14 protein-coding genes are annotated in these 13,986 nt (G+C 71.8%); 9 read left to right on the top strand and 5 right to left on the bottom strand.

Annotated elements, in window-relative coordinates; genetic code table 11:
- Positions 1–177: 177 nt before the first annotated feature.
- Positions 178–1,050, bottom strand: a complete 873-nt coding sequence (locus MKD51_RS05655) for a sugar phosphate isomerase/epimerase (protein ID WP_240239075.1) — start codon at positions 1,048–1,050, stop codon at positions 178–180.
- 116 nt (positions 1,051–1,166) lie between these two features.
- Between MKD51_RS05655 and ilvD the strand changes: the two genes are divergently transcribed.
- The 5 genes from ilvD to MKD51_RS05680 all read left to right on the top strand — a co-directional run bounded on the left by ilvD (position 1,167) and on the right by MKD51_RS05680 (position 7,894).
- Positions 1,167–2,864, top strand: a complete 1,698-nt coding sequence (gene ilvD / locus MKD51_RS05660; protein WP_240239077.1) for a dihydroxy-acid dehydratase — start codon at positions 1,167–1,169, stop codon at positions 2,862–2,864.
- 33 nt (positions 2,865–2,897) lie between these two features.
- Positions 2,898–4,685 carry an acetolactate synthase large subunit gene (locus tag MKD51_RS05665; protein ID WP_240239079.1) on the top strand — a complete coding sequence of 596 codons (1,788 nt, stop codon included), beginning with the start codon at positions 2,898–2,900 and terminating at the stop codon, positions 4,683–4,685.
- The gene (gene ilvN, locus MKD51_RS05670; RefSeq protein WP_240239087.1) at positions 4,685–5,203 is read left to right on the top strand and encodes an acetolactate synthase small subunit; all 519 of its coding nucleotides are present in this window, start codon (positions 4,685–4,687) and stop codon (positions 5,201–5,203) included. Before MKD51_RS05665 ends, ilvN begins: the two co-directional genes overlap by 1 nt.
- A gap of 56 nt (positions 5,204–5,259) precedes the next feature.
- Positions 5,260–6,285, top strand: coding sequence for a ketol-acid reductoisomerase (gene ilvC / locus MKD51_RS05675; protein ID WP_240239089.1), 1,026 nt, complete (start codon positions 5,260–5,262; stop codon positions 6,283–6,285).
- A 127-nt stretch (positions 6,286–6,412) separates the two neighbouring features.
- Complete coding sequence (locus tag MKD51_RS05680) at positions 6,413–7,894, top strand: FAD-dependent oxidoreductase (RefSeq protein WP_240239091.1); 1,482 nt, start codon at positions 6,413–6,415, stop codon at positions 7,892–7,894.
- Positions 7,895–8,118: 224 nt separating this feature from the next.
- On the opposite strand, the gene MKD51_RS05685 is transcribed toward MKD51_RS05680, so the two are convergent.
- Together MKD51_RS05685 and MKD51_RS05690 are read right to left on the bottom strand one after the other, a co-directional pair.
- Positions 8,119–8,937 (bottom strand): ABC transporter permease, encoded by an 819-nt coding sequence (locus MKD51_RS05685; protein ID WP_240239093.1) that lies wholly within the window; start codon positions 8,935–8,937, stop codon positions 8,119–8,121.
- Entirely contained in the window at positions 8,934–9,809 is an 876-nt protein-coding gene (locus MKD51_RS05690; RefSeq protein WP_240239095.1) for an ATP-binding cassette domain-containing protein, read from the bottom strand. The genes MKD51_RS05685 and MKD51_RS05690 overlap by 4 nt, the downstream gene beginning before the upstream one ends.
- Positions 9,810–9,946: 137 nt before the next feature.
- Between MKD51_RS05690 and MKD51_RS05695 the strand changes: the two genes are divergently transcribed.
- From MKD51_RS05695 to MKD51_RS05710, 4 genes are all read left to right on the top strand, one after another.
- The gene (locus MKD51_RS05695) at positions 9,947–10,912 is read left to right on the top strand and encodes a TetR family transcriptional regulator (RefSeq protein WP_240239097.1); all 966 of its coding nucleotides are present in this window, start codon (positions 9,947–9,949) and stop codon (positions 10,910–10,912) included.
- Positions 10,913–11,070: 158 nt separating this feature from the next.
- Positions 11,071–12,051 carry a DUF2332 domain-containing protein gene (locus MKD51_RS05700; protein ID WP_240239107.1) on the top strand — a complete coding sequence of 327 codons (981 nt, stop codon included), beginning with the start codon at positions 11,071–11,073 and terminating at the stop codon, positions 12,049–12,051.
- 97 nt (positions 12,052–12,148) lie between these two features.
- Positions 12,149–12,556 (top strand): hypothetical protein, encoded by a 408-nt coding sequence (locus MKD51_RS05705; protein ID WP_240239108.1) that lies wholly within the window; start codon positions 12,149–12,151, stop codon positions 12,554–12,556.
- Positions 12,553–12,912 (top strand): hypothetical protein, encoded by a 360-nt coding sequence (locus MKD51_RS05710; protein ID WP_240239110.1) that lies wholly within the window; start codon positions 12,553–12,555, stop codon positions 12,910–12,912. Before MKD51_RS05705 ends, MKD51_RS05710 begins: the two co-directional genes overlap by 4 nt.
- Before the next feature lie 70 nt (positions 12,913–12,982).
- Here the strand turns inward: MKD51_RS05710 and MKD51_RS05715 are convergent, their stop codons facing one another.
- A complete protein-coding gene (locus MKD51_RS05715; RefSeq protein WP_240239119.1) occupies positions 12,983–13,378 on the bottom strand; it encodes a DoxX family membrane protein in 396 nt (131 codons plus the stop codon).
- A 72-nt stretch (positions 13,379–13,450) separates the two neighbouring features.
- Positions 13,451–13,915 (bottom strand): YbjQ family protein, encoded by a 465-nt coding sequence (locus MKD51_RS05720; protein ID WP_240239121.1) that lies wholly within the window; start codon positions 13,913–13,915, stop codon positions 13,451–13,453.
- Positions 13,916–13,986: the final 71 nt, after the last annotated feature.

The following is a 13,986-nucleotide window of genomic DNA, read 5'->3' on the forward strand; positions in this document are numbered from 1 at the left end:
GCCCGCCCGCTGACCCCGCTCTGCGCCCGCCGATGCCCATCCGCTGCCCACGAGCCGGAAACCGGTACCGAATGGCCGCAGAGAGCGCCCGAAAGCGACCATTCGGTACCGGTTTCCCGCGCGGCGGTCGCGGCGGTCGCGGCGGGCGCGGGGAGCGCGAGGGGCGCGGGGATCGCGTCAGGCGGGGGCGTCGGAGCCCGAGGGCGCGGGGCTCGACGAGACGGACTCCGGCTCGGCCGCTGTCGGTTCAGCCGGCGGAGCGTTCTGCCCCAGGTGCTCGCGCGCGAACTCCAGCGTCTCGACCAGCAGTCGCAGCCGGTCGCGCTCCGAGCGCGCCTGGCGCGTCTTGATCTCGGCCACCACCTGGCCCGTCCACTGCTGCTGCGCGAGCATCTGCAGCACCTCGGCGACCGGCTCGTTGCCGTGGCCGGGCAGCAGGTGCTCGTCGAACACGCGCCCCTCCTCGGCGGCCACGCCGTCGGTCAGGTGCAGGTGTCGCAGCCGCTCACCCAGGTCGAGCGCGAGCTCCATCGAATCGCGCTTCGCGAGCGCGCAGTGCGAGAAGTCGAGCGTCGCGTGGTCGACGTCCATCTCGCTCGGGTCGATGCCGGGCAGGTAGGCCTGCCGGTCGATGCCACCCGCGGCCCAGGGGAACATGTTCTCGACCGCGACCTCGACGCCGTGCTTCTGCTCGGTCTCGCGCACCGCATCCGTGAACGTCCTGGCGTACTTGCCCTGCCACCGGAAGGGCGGATGCACGACGACGGTGGGCGCTCCGACAGCGACGGCGAGCTCGGCGGAGCGGTCGAGCTTGGTGAACGGGTCGCGGCCCCACACGAAGGTGGTGAGCAGCACGACCGGCGCGTGGATGGCCATGATCGGCTGCTCGTAGCGCTCCGAGAGCTCGAGCAGCTTCTCGGGGCTGCGGGTCTTCGCGTCGGTGGTCACCATGACCTCGACGCCGTCGTAGCCCGCCTCGCGCGAGAGTCGGAAGCCGTCCTCGACCCCTTTGGGGAAGACGGAGATCGTGCTGAGGCCGACCTGGATCATGCTGACGACGGTAGACCCTTCCGGTGAACGTCGCGCATCCGCACGTCGAACACGGTGCGGCGCGGCCGGGCAGGGGGTCCCGAATCCGACATGTCTGATCGGCGTAGGATCGCCTCATGCCAGAGATCGACATCAAGCCGCGCTCGCGTGCCGTCACGGACGGCGTGGAGGCCACCACCAGCCGAGGGATGCTGCGCGCCGTCGGCATGGGCGACGGCGACTGGGAGAAGCCCCAGATCGGCATCGCGAGCTCGTGGAACGAGATCACGCCCTGCAACCTCTCGCTCGATCGCCTCGCGCGCTCGTCGAAGGAGGGCGTGCACGCCGGCGGCGGCTACCCGCTGCAGTTCGGCACCGTCTCGGTCTCCGACGGCATCTCGATGGGCCACGAGGGCATGCACTTCTCGCTCGTCTCACGCGAGGTCATCGCCGACAGCGTCGAGACCGTCGTGATGGCCGAGCGCCTCGACGGCACTGTGCTGCTGGCCGGCTGCGACAAGTCGCTGCCCGGCATGCTCATGGCCGCGGCACGCCTCGACCTGGCGAGCGTGTTCGTCTACGCCGGTTCGATCGCCCCCGGCTTTGCGAAGCTCGAGGACGGCACGATCCCCAAGTCGATGACCATCATCGACTCCTTCGAGGCCGTCGGCGCCTACAAGGCGGGCAAGATCTCGGCAGAGGATCTGCACCGCATCGAGTGCGGCTTCGCCCCGGGTGAGGGCGCCTGCGGCGGCATGTACACCGCGAACACGATGGCCTGCGTCGCCGAGGCGCTCGGCATGAGCCTGCCGGGCTCGTCGACGCCGCTGTCGGCCGACCGACGCCGCGACTTCTACGCCCGCCGCTCCGGCGAGGCCGTCGTCGAGCTGCTGCGAAAGGGCATCACCGCCCGCGACATCCTCACGAAGGAGGCGTTCGAGAACGCCATCACCGTCGCGATGGTGCTGGGCGGCTCGACGAACGCCGTGCTCCACCTGCTCGCGATCGCGCACGAGGCTGAGGTCGAGCTGACGCTCGAGGACTTCCGCCGCGTCGGCGCTCGCTCGCCGCACCTGGCCGACGTCAAGCCCTTCGGCGCCTACGTCGCGCAGGACTTCGACCGCGTCGGCGGCATGCCGGTGGTCATGAAGGCGCTGCTCGACGCAGGCCTGCTGCATGGGGACGTGCTCACGGTCACGGGCAGGACGCTCGCCGAGAACCTGGCGGAGCTCGACCCGCAGCCGATCGACGGCACCGTGGTGCGCACGCTCGACGACCCCATCCACGCCACCGGCGGCCTGACGATCCTGCAGGGCACGTTCGCCCCCGACGGCGCCGTCGTCAAGACCGCAGGCTTCGACGCCGAGGTCTTCGAGGGGCCCGCGCGCGTCTACGACCGCGAGCGCGCTGCGATGGATGCGCTGACCAACGGCGAGATCCAAGCTGGGGACGTCGTCGTGATCCGCTACGAGGGCCCGAAGGGCGGCCCCGGGATGCGCGAGATGCTCGCCATCACCGCCGCCATCAAGGGCGCTGGCCTCGGCAAGGATGTACTACTCTTGACCGACGGCAGATTCTCAGGCGGCACAACCGGCCTGTGCATCGGCCACATCGCCCCTGAGGCGGTCGACTCCGGTCCGATCGCCTTCGTGCGCGACGGAGACCGCATCAAGGTCGACATCGCCGCTCGCTCGCTTGACCTGATCGTCGACGAGGCAGAGCTCGCTTCCCGGCGTGAGGGCTGGGAGCCGCTGCCCCCGCGCTACACGCGCGGCGTCCTCGCCAAGTACGCCAAGCTCGTGCACTCCGCCGCCACCGGCGCTGTCACCGGCTGACGCACGCCCAGGCCACTCGAGCCCAGGAGAGCCATGACCATCACCCCACGGCCTGCGCCCCCGCGCACCGCCGAACCGCCGATCCTGACCGGGTCGGGAGCCGTCCTCAAGTCGCTCGAGCTGCTCGGGGTGACCGACGTCTTCGGCATCCCCGGCGGCGCCATCATCCCGTTCTACGACGAGCTCATGCAGCAGACGGCCATCCGTCACATCCTCGTGCGCCACGAGCAGGGCGGCGGCCACGCGGCTGAGGGCTACGCGGCTGCCACCGGCAGGGTCGGCGTCTGTCTCGCCACCAGCGGCCCGGGCGCGACGAACCTCGTCACCGCCATCGCCGACGCCTACATGGACTCCGTCCCCATGGTCGCCATCACCGGCCAGGTGTTCAGCCACCTGATCGGCACGGATGCGTTCCAGGAGGCCGACATCACCGGCATCGTGATGCCGATCACGAAGCACACCTTCCAGGTCACCGACCCGGCGGAGGTGCCCGCCGCGCTGCGGGCCGCCTTCCACATCGCCTCCACCGGCCGGCCGGGCCCCGTGCTCGTCGACATCACGAAGGACGCGCAGCAGAACGCGGCGCCGTTCGTCTGGCCCGACAAGGTCGACCTGCCCGGCTACCGCCCGGTGACGAAGGCGCACGGCAAGCAGATCACCTCAGCCGCGCAGCTGCTCTCCGAGTCGCAGCGACCGCTGCTCTACGTCGGCGGCGGCGTCATCCGCGCCGAGGCGTCGAAGGAGCTGCTCGACTTCGCCGAGGCCACCGGCGCCCCTGTCGTGACGACGCTCATGGCCCGCGGCGCGTTTCCCGACTCGCACCCGCAGCACCTCGGCATGCCCGGCATGCACGGCGCCGTGCCCGCGGTGCTCGCGTTCCAGGAGTGCGACCTGATCCTGGCGCTCGGCGCCCGCTTCGACGACCGCGTCACCGGCAAGGTGAGCGAGTTCGCGCCCAACGCGAAGGTCATCCACGTCGACGTCGACCCGGCCGAGATCTCGAAGATCCGCACCGCGGACGTGCCGATCGTGGGCGACGTGCGCGACGTGCTCTCCGACCTGTCGATCGCGTTCCAGGAGCTGGCCGCCAGCCAGCGCCCCGACCTCACCGACTGGTGGGAGCGGCTGCAGGGGCTGCAGGAGCGCTTCCCGCTCGGCTTCTCGGAGCCCAGCGACGGCAGGCTCGCGCCGCAGCACGTCATCCAGCGCATCGGCGAGCTCACCGGACCGGAGGCGATCTACGCCGCCGGCGTCGGCCAGCACCAGATGTGGACGGCGCAGTTCATCAAGTACGAGCGCCCGAACGCCTTCCTCAACTCCGGCGGCGCGGGCACGATGGGCTACGCGGTGCCTGCAGCGATGGGCGCGAAGGTGGCGGAGCCCGAGCGCGTCGTGTGGGCGATCGACGGCGACGGCTGCTTCCAGATGACCAATCAGGAGCTCGCCACCTGCACGCTCAACGACATCCCCATCAAGGTCGCGATCATCAACAACTCGTCGCTCGGCATGGTGCGGCAGTGGCAGAGCCTGTTCTACGAGGGCCGCCACTCCTTCACCGACCTCGAGACCGGCGCCGACGCCAAGATGATCCCCGACTTCGTGAAGCTGGGCGAGGCCTACGGCTGCCTCTCCATCCGCGTCACGAAGCCGGAGGAGATCGACCCGGCCATCAAGCTCGCGCTCGAGACGAACGACCGCCCGGTGGTGATCGACTTCATCGTGTCGAAGGATGCGATGGTGTGGCCGATGGTGCCGCAGGGCGTCTCGAACTCCTTCGTGGAGTACGCCAAGGATCACAGCCCGGTGTGGGAGGAGGAGTGATGACCACGCACGTCCTGTCCCTCCTCGTGGAGGACAAGCCGGGTCTGCTGACCCGCGTCGCCGGGCTCTTCGCCCGTCGCGGCTTCAACATCGACTCGCTCGCCGTCGGCAAGACCGAGGTGCCGGGTCTGAGCCGCATCACCGTCGTCGTCGACGTCGACCAGCTGCCGCTCGAGCAGGTCACGAAGCAGCTGAACAAGCTCGTCAACGTCGTGAAGATCGTCGAGCTCGAGCCGGGCCAGTCGGTGCAGCGCGAGCACCTGCTCATCAAGGTGCGGGTCGACAACGCGACGCGCTCGCAGATCCTGGAGGCGGCGACGCTGTTCCGCGCTCGGGTCGTCGACGTCACCACCGACGCGCTCGTGATCGAGGTCACGGGCGATTCGCCCAAGTGCCAGGCGCTGCTGCGGCTGCTCGAGCCGTACGGCATCAAGGAGATCGCGCAGTCGGGCCTGCTGGCCATCGGCCGCGGCGGCAAGTCCATCAGCGAGCGTGTGCTCAAGGCCGACCGCGCCTGACGCGGCCGACCGACGCAGCGCAACCCAGAACATCCGATCGAACAGAAGGAGACACCATGACTGAGGTCATCTATGACGACGGTGCCGACCTCGGCATCATCCAGGGCAAGAAGGTCGCCATCATCGGCTACGGCTCGCAGGGCCACGCCCACGCGCAGAACCTGCGCGACTCGGGTGTCGAGGTGCGCGTCGGCCTGCAGCCGGAGTCGAAGAGCCGCCAGAAGGCGACCGAGGCCGGCTTCGAGGTGGGCACGCCCGCAGAGGTCGCCGAGTGGGCGGACGTCGTCGTCCTGCTCGCACCCGACCAGTACCAGCGCCACATCTACAACGACGAGGTCGCGCAGCACATGAGCGCCGGCAAGACGCTCGTCTTCAGCCATGGCTTCAACGTGCGCTTCGGCTACATCGAGGCGCCGGAGGGCATCGACGTCGTGCTCGTCGCGCCCAAGGGCCCGGGCCACACCGTGCGCCGCGAGTTCGAGGCCGGCCGCGGCGTGCCCGTCATCGTCGCCGTCGAGTCGGATGCGTCGGGCTCGGCCTGGCAGGCGGCATGGTCGTACGCGAAGGCCATCGGCGGCCTGCGCGCCGGCGGCATCAAGACCACCTTCACCGAGGAGACCGAGACCGACCTGTTCGGCGAGCAGGCCGTGCTGTGCGGCGGCGTCTCGCAGCTGGTGCAGTACGGCTTCGAGACCCTCACCGAGGCCGGCTACCAGCCGGAGATCGCCTACTTCGAGGTGCTGCACGAGCTCAAGCTCATCGTCGACCTCATGTGGGAGGGCGGCATCGCCAAGCAGCGCTGGTCGGTCTCCGACACGGCCGAGTACGGCGACTACGTCTCCGGGCCGCGCGTCGTCGACCCGAGCGTCAAGGAGAACATGCAGGCGGTGCTCAAGGACATCCAGTCGGGTGCCTTCGCCGAGCGCTTCATCGCCGACCAGGATGCCGGCGGCCCCGAGTTCAAGGAGCTCCGTGCCAAGGCGGAGGGCCACCCGATCGAGGCGACGGGCAAGAAGCTGCGCGGGCTGTTCGCGTGGGAGCAGCCGGACGCCGACTACGTCGACGGCAGCGCCCAGCGCTGACCCGCGTTCCGTAGGTCGAGGAGCGCGCGCCGGAGGCGCTCGCGTCACGAGACCGGGCGCAAGGGCGCGGATCCCACCGGGATCCGCGCCCTTGCGCATCCGCCACTCGCCGCGTTGCGTGGGGTACATGAGCTCCCTCTGGCAGGCGACCGGCCCGACGATCCGCTTCGACGAGGCGGCGCAGCGCAAGCCCGACGTCGCGGTGGTCGGCGCGGGCATCACGGGCCTTGCGACCGCCGCGCGGCTGGCCGCGCAGGGCGCGAGCCTCGTCGTGCTCGAGGCCCGCGGGGTCGGCTCGGTCGCGACCGGCAGCACGACGGCCAAGCTGAGCCTGCTGCAGGGCGATCGGCTGCACCGCATCCTCGGCCTCGCGGGCGCCGACGCGGCGCAGGCGTTCGTCGACGGCTCGCTCGCAGGCCAGACCATGCTGCTCGAGATGCTCGAGCTGCGGGGCGAGCCGGCCGAGCGGCGCACCGCGGTCTCGTACGCCTCGACCGCAGATGGCGCGCGCTCGATCGACCGCGAGCTCGAGGCTGCCGAGCGGCTCGGTCTGCCCGTCGAACGGGGCGGTGCGGCGCTGCTGCCCTTCGAGACGTCCGGCGCGATCCAGCTCGCCGACCAGGCGCAGCTGCAGCCGATGGTGCTGCTGGCGGCGCTCGCCGATGCGCTTCGCGAGCACGGCGGCGTCATCGTGCGCGCGGCCGTCCGCCGGGTGCGGGCCCAGCGGAACGCGGTCGAGATCGAGACGGATGCGGGGCACTGGCGCGCGGGCACGGTCGTGCTCGCCACCGGGTCCCCTGTGCCGGCGAGGGGCACGGCCGCACTGCTGGAGGCGCACCGCTCCTATGCAGTCGCCTATCGCACGGCGGCGCTGCCGGAAGGCCCCGAGTCGCTTCCGATGGCGCTCAGCGTCGATGCGCCGAGCCGCTCGCTGCGCACCGCGATGGTCGGCGGGGAGACGCTGCTCGTCGCGGGCGGCGTCGGCCATCCGGTCGGGCGCCACGCAGACCCGCGCGCGCTGGTCGCAGAGCTCGACGCCTGGGTCGCTCGGCACTGGCCCGACGCAGAGCGCACGCACCAGTGGAGCGCGCAGGACTACCGGACGCCCGATCGTCTGCCGTGGATCGGCGCGCGGCCGGGCTCGGGCGGCCGCGTGCTGCTGGCGACCGGCTTCGACAAGTGGGGCATGACCGGCGGCGCGATGAGCGCGCTCGCGCTGGCGGGTCGCATCGCAGGCGAAGAACCGGAATGGGCGCGCACGCTCCGACGACGCGGGACGACCCCGGCGGCGCTCGGCCGGGTCGCGGGCACCGTCGCGGCCACGGCGCGCGCCGATCTCGCCGCCTGGCGGGATGCCATGGCGCCCGCTGCCGCGCCGCCGGAGGGCGAAGGCAGGCTGGGTCGTGATGGCCTGCGGCTCGTCGGCACCTCGACGGTCGACGGCAAGACTCGACAGGTGTCGGCCTTCTGCCCGCACGTCGGAGCGCTCGTGCGCTGGAACCCGGATGCGCGCAGCTGGGACTGCACGGCGCACGGCTCGAGGTTCGCCCCGGATGGTGCGCGGCTCGAGGGCCCGGCGGCGTGCCCGCTGCGAGCGGTGCGCGCGTAGGTCGAGGAGCGCCGCGCGCAGCGCGACGCGTCACGAGACCGGGGAGCGACGGCGCGCTGCTCCGGTCTCGTGACGGCTGCGACCTTCGGTCGCGGCCTCCTCGGCCTGCGGTGGTGCCGGCGGCCTCCTCGGCCTGCGGTGGTGCCGGCGGCCTCCTCGGCCTGCGGTGGTGCCGGCGGCCTCCTCGACCTGCGGTGTCGCCGGCGGCCTCCTCGGCCTGCGGGCTACCGCACGCGCGTGCGCGGGAAGCGCCACGCGGCCAGCACCGCGGCGACGACGACGATGCCGACGCACCACAGCACCGCCTCGAGCGCCCTGCCGTCGCCGCCGATGAGCAGCGCTCGGATGGTCTCGATGATGGGCGTCACCGGCTGGTGGTCGGCGACCCCGCGCAGCCACTCCGGCATCGTGTCGATCGGCACGAAGGCGCTCGAGAGGTAGGGCAGGAACAGGATCACGAAGCCGTAGCCGTTCGCGGCCTCCGGGCTGCCGGCGACGAGCCCGATGAGTGCGAACACGGCGGTCACGGCGAGGATCCACAGCGTCACGACCCCGACAGCGCCCAGCCAGCCCCACACATCCGCCGTCGGTCGGAACCCGATCGCGAGCGCGACACCGATGACGACCGCGGTCGCCACCAGGTTGCGCACGACGCTCGCGACCACGTGGCCGACGATCGCGGTCGCTGCGACGATCGGCATCGTTCGGTAGCGCAGCATCGCGCCCGCGGTCATATCGCGGCTCACCGAGACTGCCGTCGAGGCGGCGCCGAAGCCCGCACAGGTGAGGATGATGCCCGGCACGACGTAGTCGATGTAGCCGCCGTCGCCCTGGATGGCGCCGCCGAAGACGACCGTGAAGACGAGCATCAGCATCACCGGCAGCGCGATGGCCATGAGCAGGCCCTCGCCGTCGCGGATGCTGTGCAGCAGGCTTCGGCCGATGAAGACGCCGCTCGAGCGCAGCGCTGAGACGCCGCGCCGTGCGGCCGGTCGCGGCTCTGTCGCCGTGGTGATGGTCGGGGTGCGGGTCGCGGTGGTCATGCCGCAACCTCCTCTCGGGTGCCGGTGATCGCCGCGAAGGCGTCGTCGAGGGTGGGGGAGCGCAGCTCGATGCGGGTGCCCTGCGTCTCGCCTGGGTCGAGCATCGTCAGCGCACGGGCGACGGATGCGGGGGTGCCGTCGGTATCGGCGGTGCCGATCACGTCGCCGGCCGGGTCGAGCAGCACGACCGTCTGGCCGCCCACCTTGGCGGTGAGCTCATCGGCGGTGCCGTCGGCCACGATGCGGCCGTGGTTCAGGACGGTGATGCGATCGGCGAGCGCCTCGGCCTCGTCGAGCGTCTGGGTGGTGAGCAGCACGGTGGTGCCGGCGCGGGCGAGCTCGCGCACGTCCTCCCAGACCCGCGCGCGGCTGGTGGGGTCGAGGCCCGTGGTCGGCTCATCCAGGAACAGCACGCCATTGGGCGCGATGAGGCTGGCGGCCAGGTCGATGCGTCGCCGCATGCCGCCTGAGTAGCCGCGCACGGAGCGGCTGCCCGCCGCGGTGAGGTCGAGCCGCTCGAGCAGCTCGTCGGCGCGTGGCCTCGCGCGCCGTCCGAGCCCGAGCAGCCTGCCGAGCAGCACGAGGTTCTCGCGACCGGTGAGCAGCTCGTCGAGCGAGCTCGCCTGGCCGGTGACCCGCACGAGCGAGCGCACAGCGGCAGCGTCGCGCACCACGTCGTGGCCGAGCACGCGTGCGGTGCCGCTGTCAGGGCGCACGAGCGTCGTGAGGATCGAGACGAGGGTGGTCTTCCCCGCTCCGTTGGGGCCCAGCAGCGCCAGCACGCCGCCCTCGACCGCGAGGTCGAGACGGTCGAGCACGTGCTCCTTGCCGTAGGTCTTGCCGAGGGCGATCGCCTCGATGGTCGGCGCCATGGGCGCTCCTCTCCTTGGGGTGTCCTGCGACGCATCCGCTTTATCTGTGTGCGTCGCAGACAGTATGCATCGTAAACAGTATGCGTGCAACACAGTATGCTTGGCATACCGTGGAGGCACGGATCCCTGGAGGGCAGATGGCAGACGACGACGTGTCGAGGGTCGTGGCGCTCGCATGGGGCGTGGCGGCTTCGCCGCAGCGCGGCCCGAAGCGCGAGCTGAGCCACGAGCGCATCGTCGAGACGGCCATCGAGATCGCCGACGCCGAGGGGTTGCCCGCCGTCACGATGCAGCGCGTCGCGCAGGCGTTCGGCTTCACGACCATGGCGATCTACCGCTACGTGGCGACGAAGGATGAGCTGCACCGGCTGATGCTCGATGCCGCCTTCGCCGATCGAGCGGCGCCCGACACGAGCGGGGAGTGGCGCGAAGCGGTCGCCGCGTGGATCGCGTGGCTCTTCGAGGGGTACCGGGCGCATCCGTGGGTGCTCGAGATCCCGCTCAGCATGGAGACGCTGCTGATGCCGAGGCAGATGCGCCTCGCCGATCTGGCGCTGCACGCGATGCGCGACCTGCCGACCACCGAGCCCGAGCGGCTCGCGCTGCTGATGTCGCTGTCGACCTACCTGCGCGGCATGGCCACCATCGAGCGCGACATCTCCGGCGAGGGCGCCGTCGTGAGCGAGGCGACGAAGGCGCTCGTGCGCGAGGTCGCGACGCGCGCCGAGTTCCCGTCGCTCGCGCCGCTGATCGAGAGCGGGCTGTTCTTCGGCGAGACGCCGCCGAGCGCGACGGGGGAGCCGGATGCGTTCGCCGACGTCACGCCGGAGGACTTCGCGATCGGCATCCACATCTGGCTGGAGGGCATCGAGGCGATGTTCGCGGGCCGGGATGCGCCGCCGCAGCCACCGGCCGCCGCGGCGCCGGAGACGCCTGCGCAGCAGCTTGCTCGCGCCGAGGCGGAGCTCACCGCCGGCGTGGCGGCGCGCAAGGCTGCCGAGCAGCGCGTGAAGGAGCTCTACAAGCAGGAGGCCGTGCTGCGGAAGCGCCGCGACAGCACGAAGGAGCTCGCGAAGGCGGCGGAGCGGGCCGAGCGGGTCTGAGGCGGGTCGCCTCGCTGGCCGAGGAGCGCGCGGACCGGGCTGCCTCGCTGGTCGAGGAGCGCGCGGACCGGGTCGCCCTCGCCGGTCGAGGAGCGCGCGGCTCAGGCCGCACGCGTCACGAGACCCCCAAGGGTGGCAAGGTAGGGCGGGTGGAGAGCGTGAGCGACGAGAAGAAGGTCAGCGATGCCTACCTGCGCTGGGCGCAGGTCGAGGCGGACGACCGCTCGCCGCGCTACGCCGAGTGGGCCCGCGGCGTCGGGAACGATGCGGTGCTCTGCGCAGCCATCGCCGAGCTCGAGCCCGTGAAGCGCCAGCCCAACCTGCTGTTCGCCGCCGCCCGCTTCGAGGGCGTGCCGCTGCAGCCCTGGGCCGACGTGCGCGACATGTTCGCGGGCAGCTGGAACACCATCCGCTCGACGATGCTCGCGCGCATGACGCAGACCAACGAGGCGCGGCGCATGGCCACGCTGCTGCCCGCGATCGCACACCTGCGCGGGCCGATCGCGCTCGTGGAGGTCGGTGCCTCCGCAGGGCTCTGCCTCTACCCGGATCGATGGCGCTACCGCTTCGGCGCCGGCAAGTACGTCGGCGACGCCGGCCTGCCGCTGCTCGAGACTGAGGCCTCGCCGTCGACGCCGCTGCCGGATCGTCTGCCGAGCATCGCGTGGCGCGGAGGCCTCGACCTGCAGCCGCTCGACCCTGACGAGCCCGACACCAGGGCGTGGCTCGAGGCCCTGGTGTGGCCGGATGCGACGGGTGGCGTCGACGGCGTGCGCGTCGACCGGGTGCGCACCGCGATCGCGATCGCCAGGCGGGAGCGAGCGCACCTGCGCCGCGGGGACCTCAGCACGGACACGCGCGCGCTCGTCGAGGAGGCCGCGCAGCAGGCGCCGACCGTCGTCGTCTGGCACTCGGCGGTGCTGGCCTACGTGCCGGCGTTCGAGCGCGCCGCCTTCGCCGACCTGATGGGGCAGCTGCCGGTGACCTGGGTGGCCAACGAGGGAGCGACGCTCGAGATCGGCCCGCCCGCGCCATGGGCACAGCCGGGCGACTTCGTGCTGCGCCGCGACGCTCAGCCGCTCGCGATCACCGACCCGCACGGCGGATCCATCACCTGGATCGACGACATCCCGCGCTAGCCCGCGCGCTGCCGCGGGCAGATTGTCAGGTTGGAGCACGAATGGCGCGACAATCGTGCTCCAACTCGACAATCCCCGGGAGCGTAGACTCGATCCGATGAGCCGCGACGAGGACGCACTCCGCTGGGAGGGTGACGACGACCTGGATCGGCTGTCGGTCATCGACAGCGTCGAGACCGACCAGGACGACGCGGCGCAGCCTGCCGCATCCGCCCCCGTCTCACCAGAGGCGCGACCCCGCGGCCCGCTCGGCTGGCTCATGCTGGTGCTCGCCCTTGCGGCCGCCGTCGGCTGGATCATCATCGTCATCAACAACCCGGTGCAGCAGCCGAGCCTGCTCGGCATGGCGATGTACCAGCTCGGCGAGCTGCTGGCTGTGATCGCGCCGCTGCTGTGGTGGTTCGTCGTCGACCGCCTCGCTCCGCTGCCGCGCCGCGCGCTCTGGTGGCTGGCCGGCTTCGTGGTGACCGCCCCGTGGCCGCTCGCGGTCGGAGTGCTCGCATGACCGCCGCGCCGAGCACCCGCGCGCCGCGCGAAGAGCGCCCGAGCGACAGCTGGATCGTGGCGCTGCTCTTCGCGCTCGCCTTCGGCTACGACACCGTCGAGGGCGTCGCCAACCTGCAGCAGCTGCCGCTGCTCTATCTCGGCAGCGACATCCAGGGCGCGACCCCGTGGTGGCTGCTCATCGCCGGTGTCGCCCTGCCGGGGCTGCTGTTCCTCGCCGCGCTGTGGATCGGGCGGCGGATGCGGCTGGTGCCGAAGGCGGGGATCCTGCTGGTCGCGCTCGGCGTGAGCGCGCAGCTGAGCCTGCTCGCCGAGCAGTTCGCGCGCCAGATCGCCATCACCGCGCTGGGCGGGTAGCACGCGCGGCAGCAGGCAGCCGGCCGCCGGCCGCCTGCAGCTCGGCGGAGCAACGTGCCTTGCGGTCGCCCTAGATCACCGCGACGAGCAGCAGCGCACCGAGCACGATCTGCCCGACCAGCCGCGGCACGAGCGGCATGGCGACGGCACCGAACCGCTTCGGATCCTTCGCAGCCTCGGCGTTCGCCGGGAAGACCGCGATCAGCAGCGCGATGAGCCCGACGCCCGCGGCGAAGCGCAGGCCCCACCAGGGAGCGAGCAGGCCGATGCCGCCGAGGATCTCCGCGACACCGGAGATCGTCACGAACGGCCGCGCCCAGCGGCGGTCGGGGCCGGCGAGACCCGCGGGGATCATCGCCGCCATCGTGCGCCGCACGCGAGGCACGAAGTGCGTCGCACCCATGCCGATGAAGACCACGGCCAGGATGATGCGCAGCACGAGCTGCACGATTGCGAAGGCGTCCATTGCCTCCATCCTCTCGCATCGACACCGTCGCACCGACCGCGCTGCGGCCCGGCCGGTGCGCGGATCCGCCGGTCAGGGCCGCGGCGGCATCCCAAAGGGGTCCGGCGTGCCGGGCGGCACCGGCGGCACGTCAGCCGGTGCCGGGAACTGCCCGGTGTGCTGGGCGTGCTGCCGGGCGAGGTCTGCCGACTGCGGCGTCGCGCCCTCCTGGCCGCTCGGGATCGCCTCCACCACGACCGCCGTGCCGTAGGCGCAGATCTCCGTCCACTGCGTCGCGATCTCGCTCGCGTCGAACCGCATGGCGATGATCGCGTTGGCGCCTCGCCGCTGCGCCTCGTCGACCATCCGTCCCATCACCTGCATCCGCGCCTCGTAGAGCATCTGCGTGAACTCGGGGATCTCGCCGCCGGCCATCGAGCGCCAGCCTGCCACCCAGTTCGTCGCGGCGTCACGGCTGCGCACGGTGAGCCCCATCACCTCGCCCTGCACGGCCAGGATGCGGAACCCGGGGATCTCGTTCGTCGTCACGATGAGCATGGAGGCATCCTCCCCTGTTGCGCTGGATGACAGCCGCGACCGGTGCCGCACCCGCCCATCGCTAGGCTGGA

Source organism: Agrococcus sp. ARC_14 (genome assembly GCF_022436485.1).
Classification (GTDB): domain Bacteria; phylum Actinomycetota; class Actinomycetes; order Actinomycetales; family Microbacteriaceae; genus Agrococcus.

Bases quoted from the DNA above. Each gene is read 5' to 3' on its own strand.
- MKD51_RS05710 (WP_240239110.1), top strand. From the start codon at position 12,553: ATGACCGCCGCGCCGAGCACCCGCGCGCCGCGCGAAGAGCGCCCGAGC.
- MKD51_RS05680 (WP_240239091.1), top strand. From the start codon at position 6,413: ATGAGCTCCCTCTGGCAGGCGACCGGCCCGACGATCCGCTTCGACGAG.
- ilvD (WP_240239077.1), top strand. From the start codon at position 1,167: ATGCCAGAGATCGACATCAAGCCGCGCTCGCGTGCCGTCACGGACGGC.
- ilvN (WP_240239087.1), top strand. From the start codon at position 4,685: ATGACCACGCACGTCCTGTCCCTCCTCGTGGAGGACAAGCCGGGTCTG.
- MKD51_RS05655 (WP_240239075.1), bottom strand. From the start codon at position 1,050: ATGATCCAGGTCGGCCTCAGCACGATCTCCGTCTTCCCCAAAGGGGTC.
- MKD51_RS05695 (WP_240239097.1), top strand. From the start codon at position 9,947: ATGGCAGACGACGACGTGTCGAGGGTCGTGGCGCTCGCATGGGGCGTG.
- MKD51_RS05715 (WP_240239119.1), bottom strand. From the start codon at position 13,378: ATGGACGCCTTCGCAATCGTGCAGCTCGTGCTGCGCATCATCCTGGCC.
- MKD51_RS05690 (WP_240239095.1), bottom strand. From the start codon at position 9,809: ATGGCGCCGACCATCGAGGCGATCGCCCTCGGCAAGACCTACGGCAAG.
- MKD51_RS05685 (WP_240239093.1), bottom strand. From the start codon at position 8,937: ATGACCACCGCGACCCGCACCCCGACCATCACCACGGCGACAGAGCCG.
- MKD51_RS05705 (WP_240239108.1), top strand. From the start codon at position 12,149: ATGAGCCGCGACGAGGACGCACTCCGCTGGGAGGGTGACGACGACCTG.
- MKD51_RS05720 (WP_240239121.1), bottom strand. From the start codon at position 13,915: ATGCTCATCGTGACGACGAACGAGATCCCCGGGTTCCGCATCCTGGCC.
- MKD51_RS05665 (WP_240239079.1), top strand. From the start codon at position 2,898: ATGACCATCACCCCACGGCCTGCGCCCCCGCGCACCGCCGAACCGCCG.
- ilvC (WP_240239089.1), top strand. From the start codon at position 5,260: ATGACTGAGGTCATCTATGACGACGGTGCCGACCTCGGCATCATCCAG.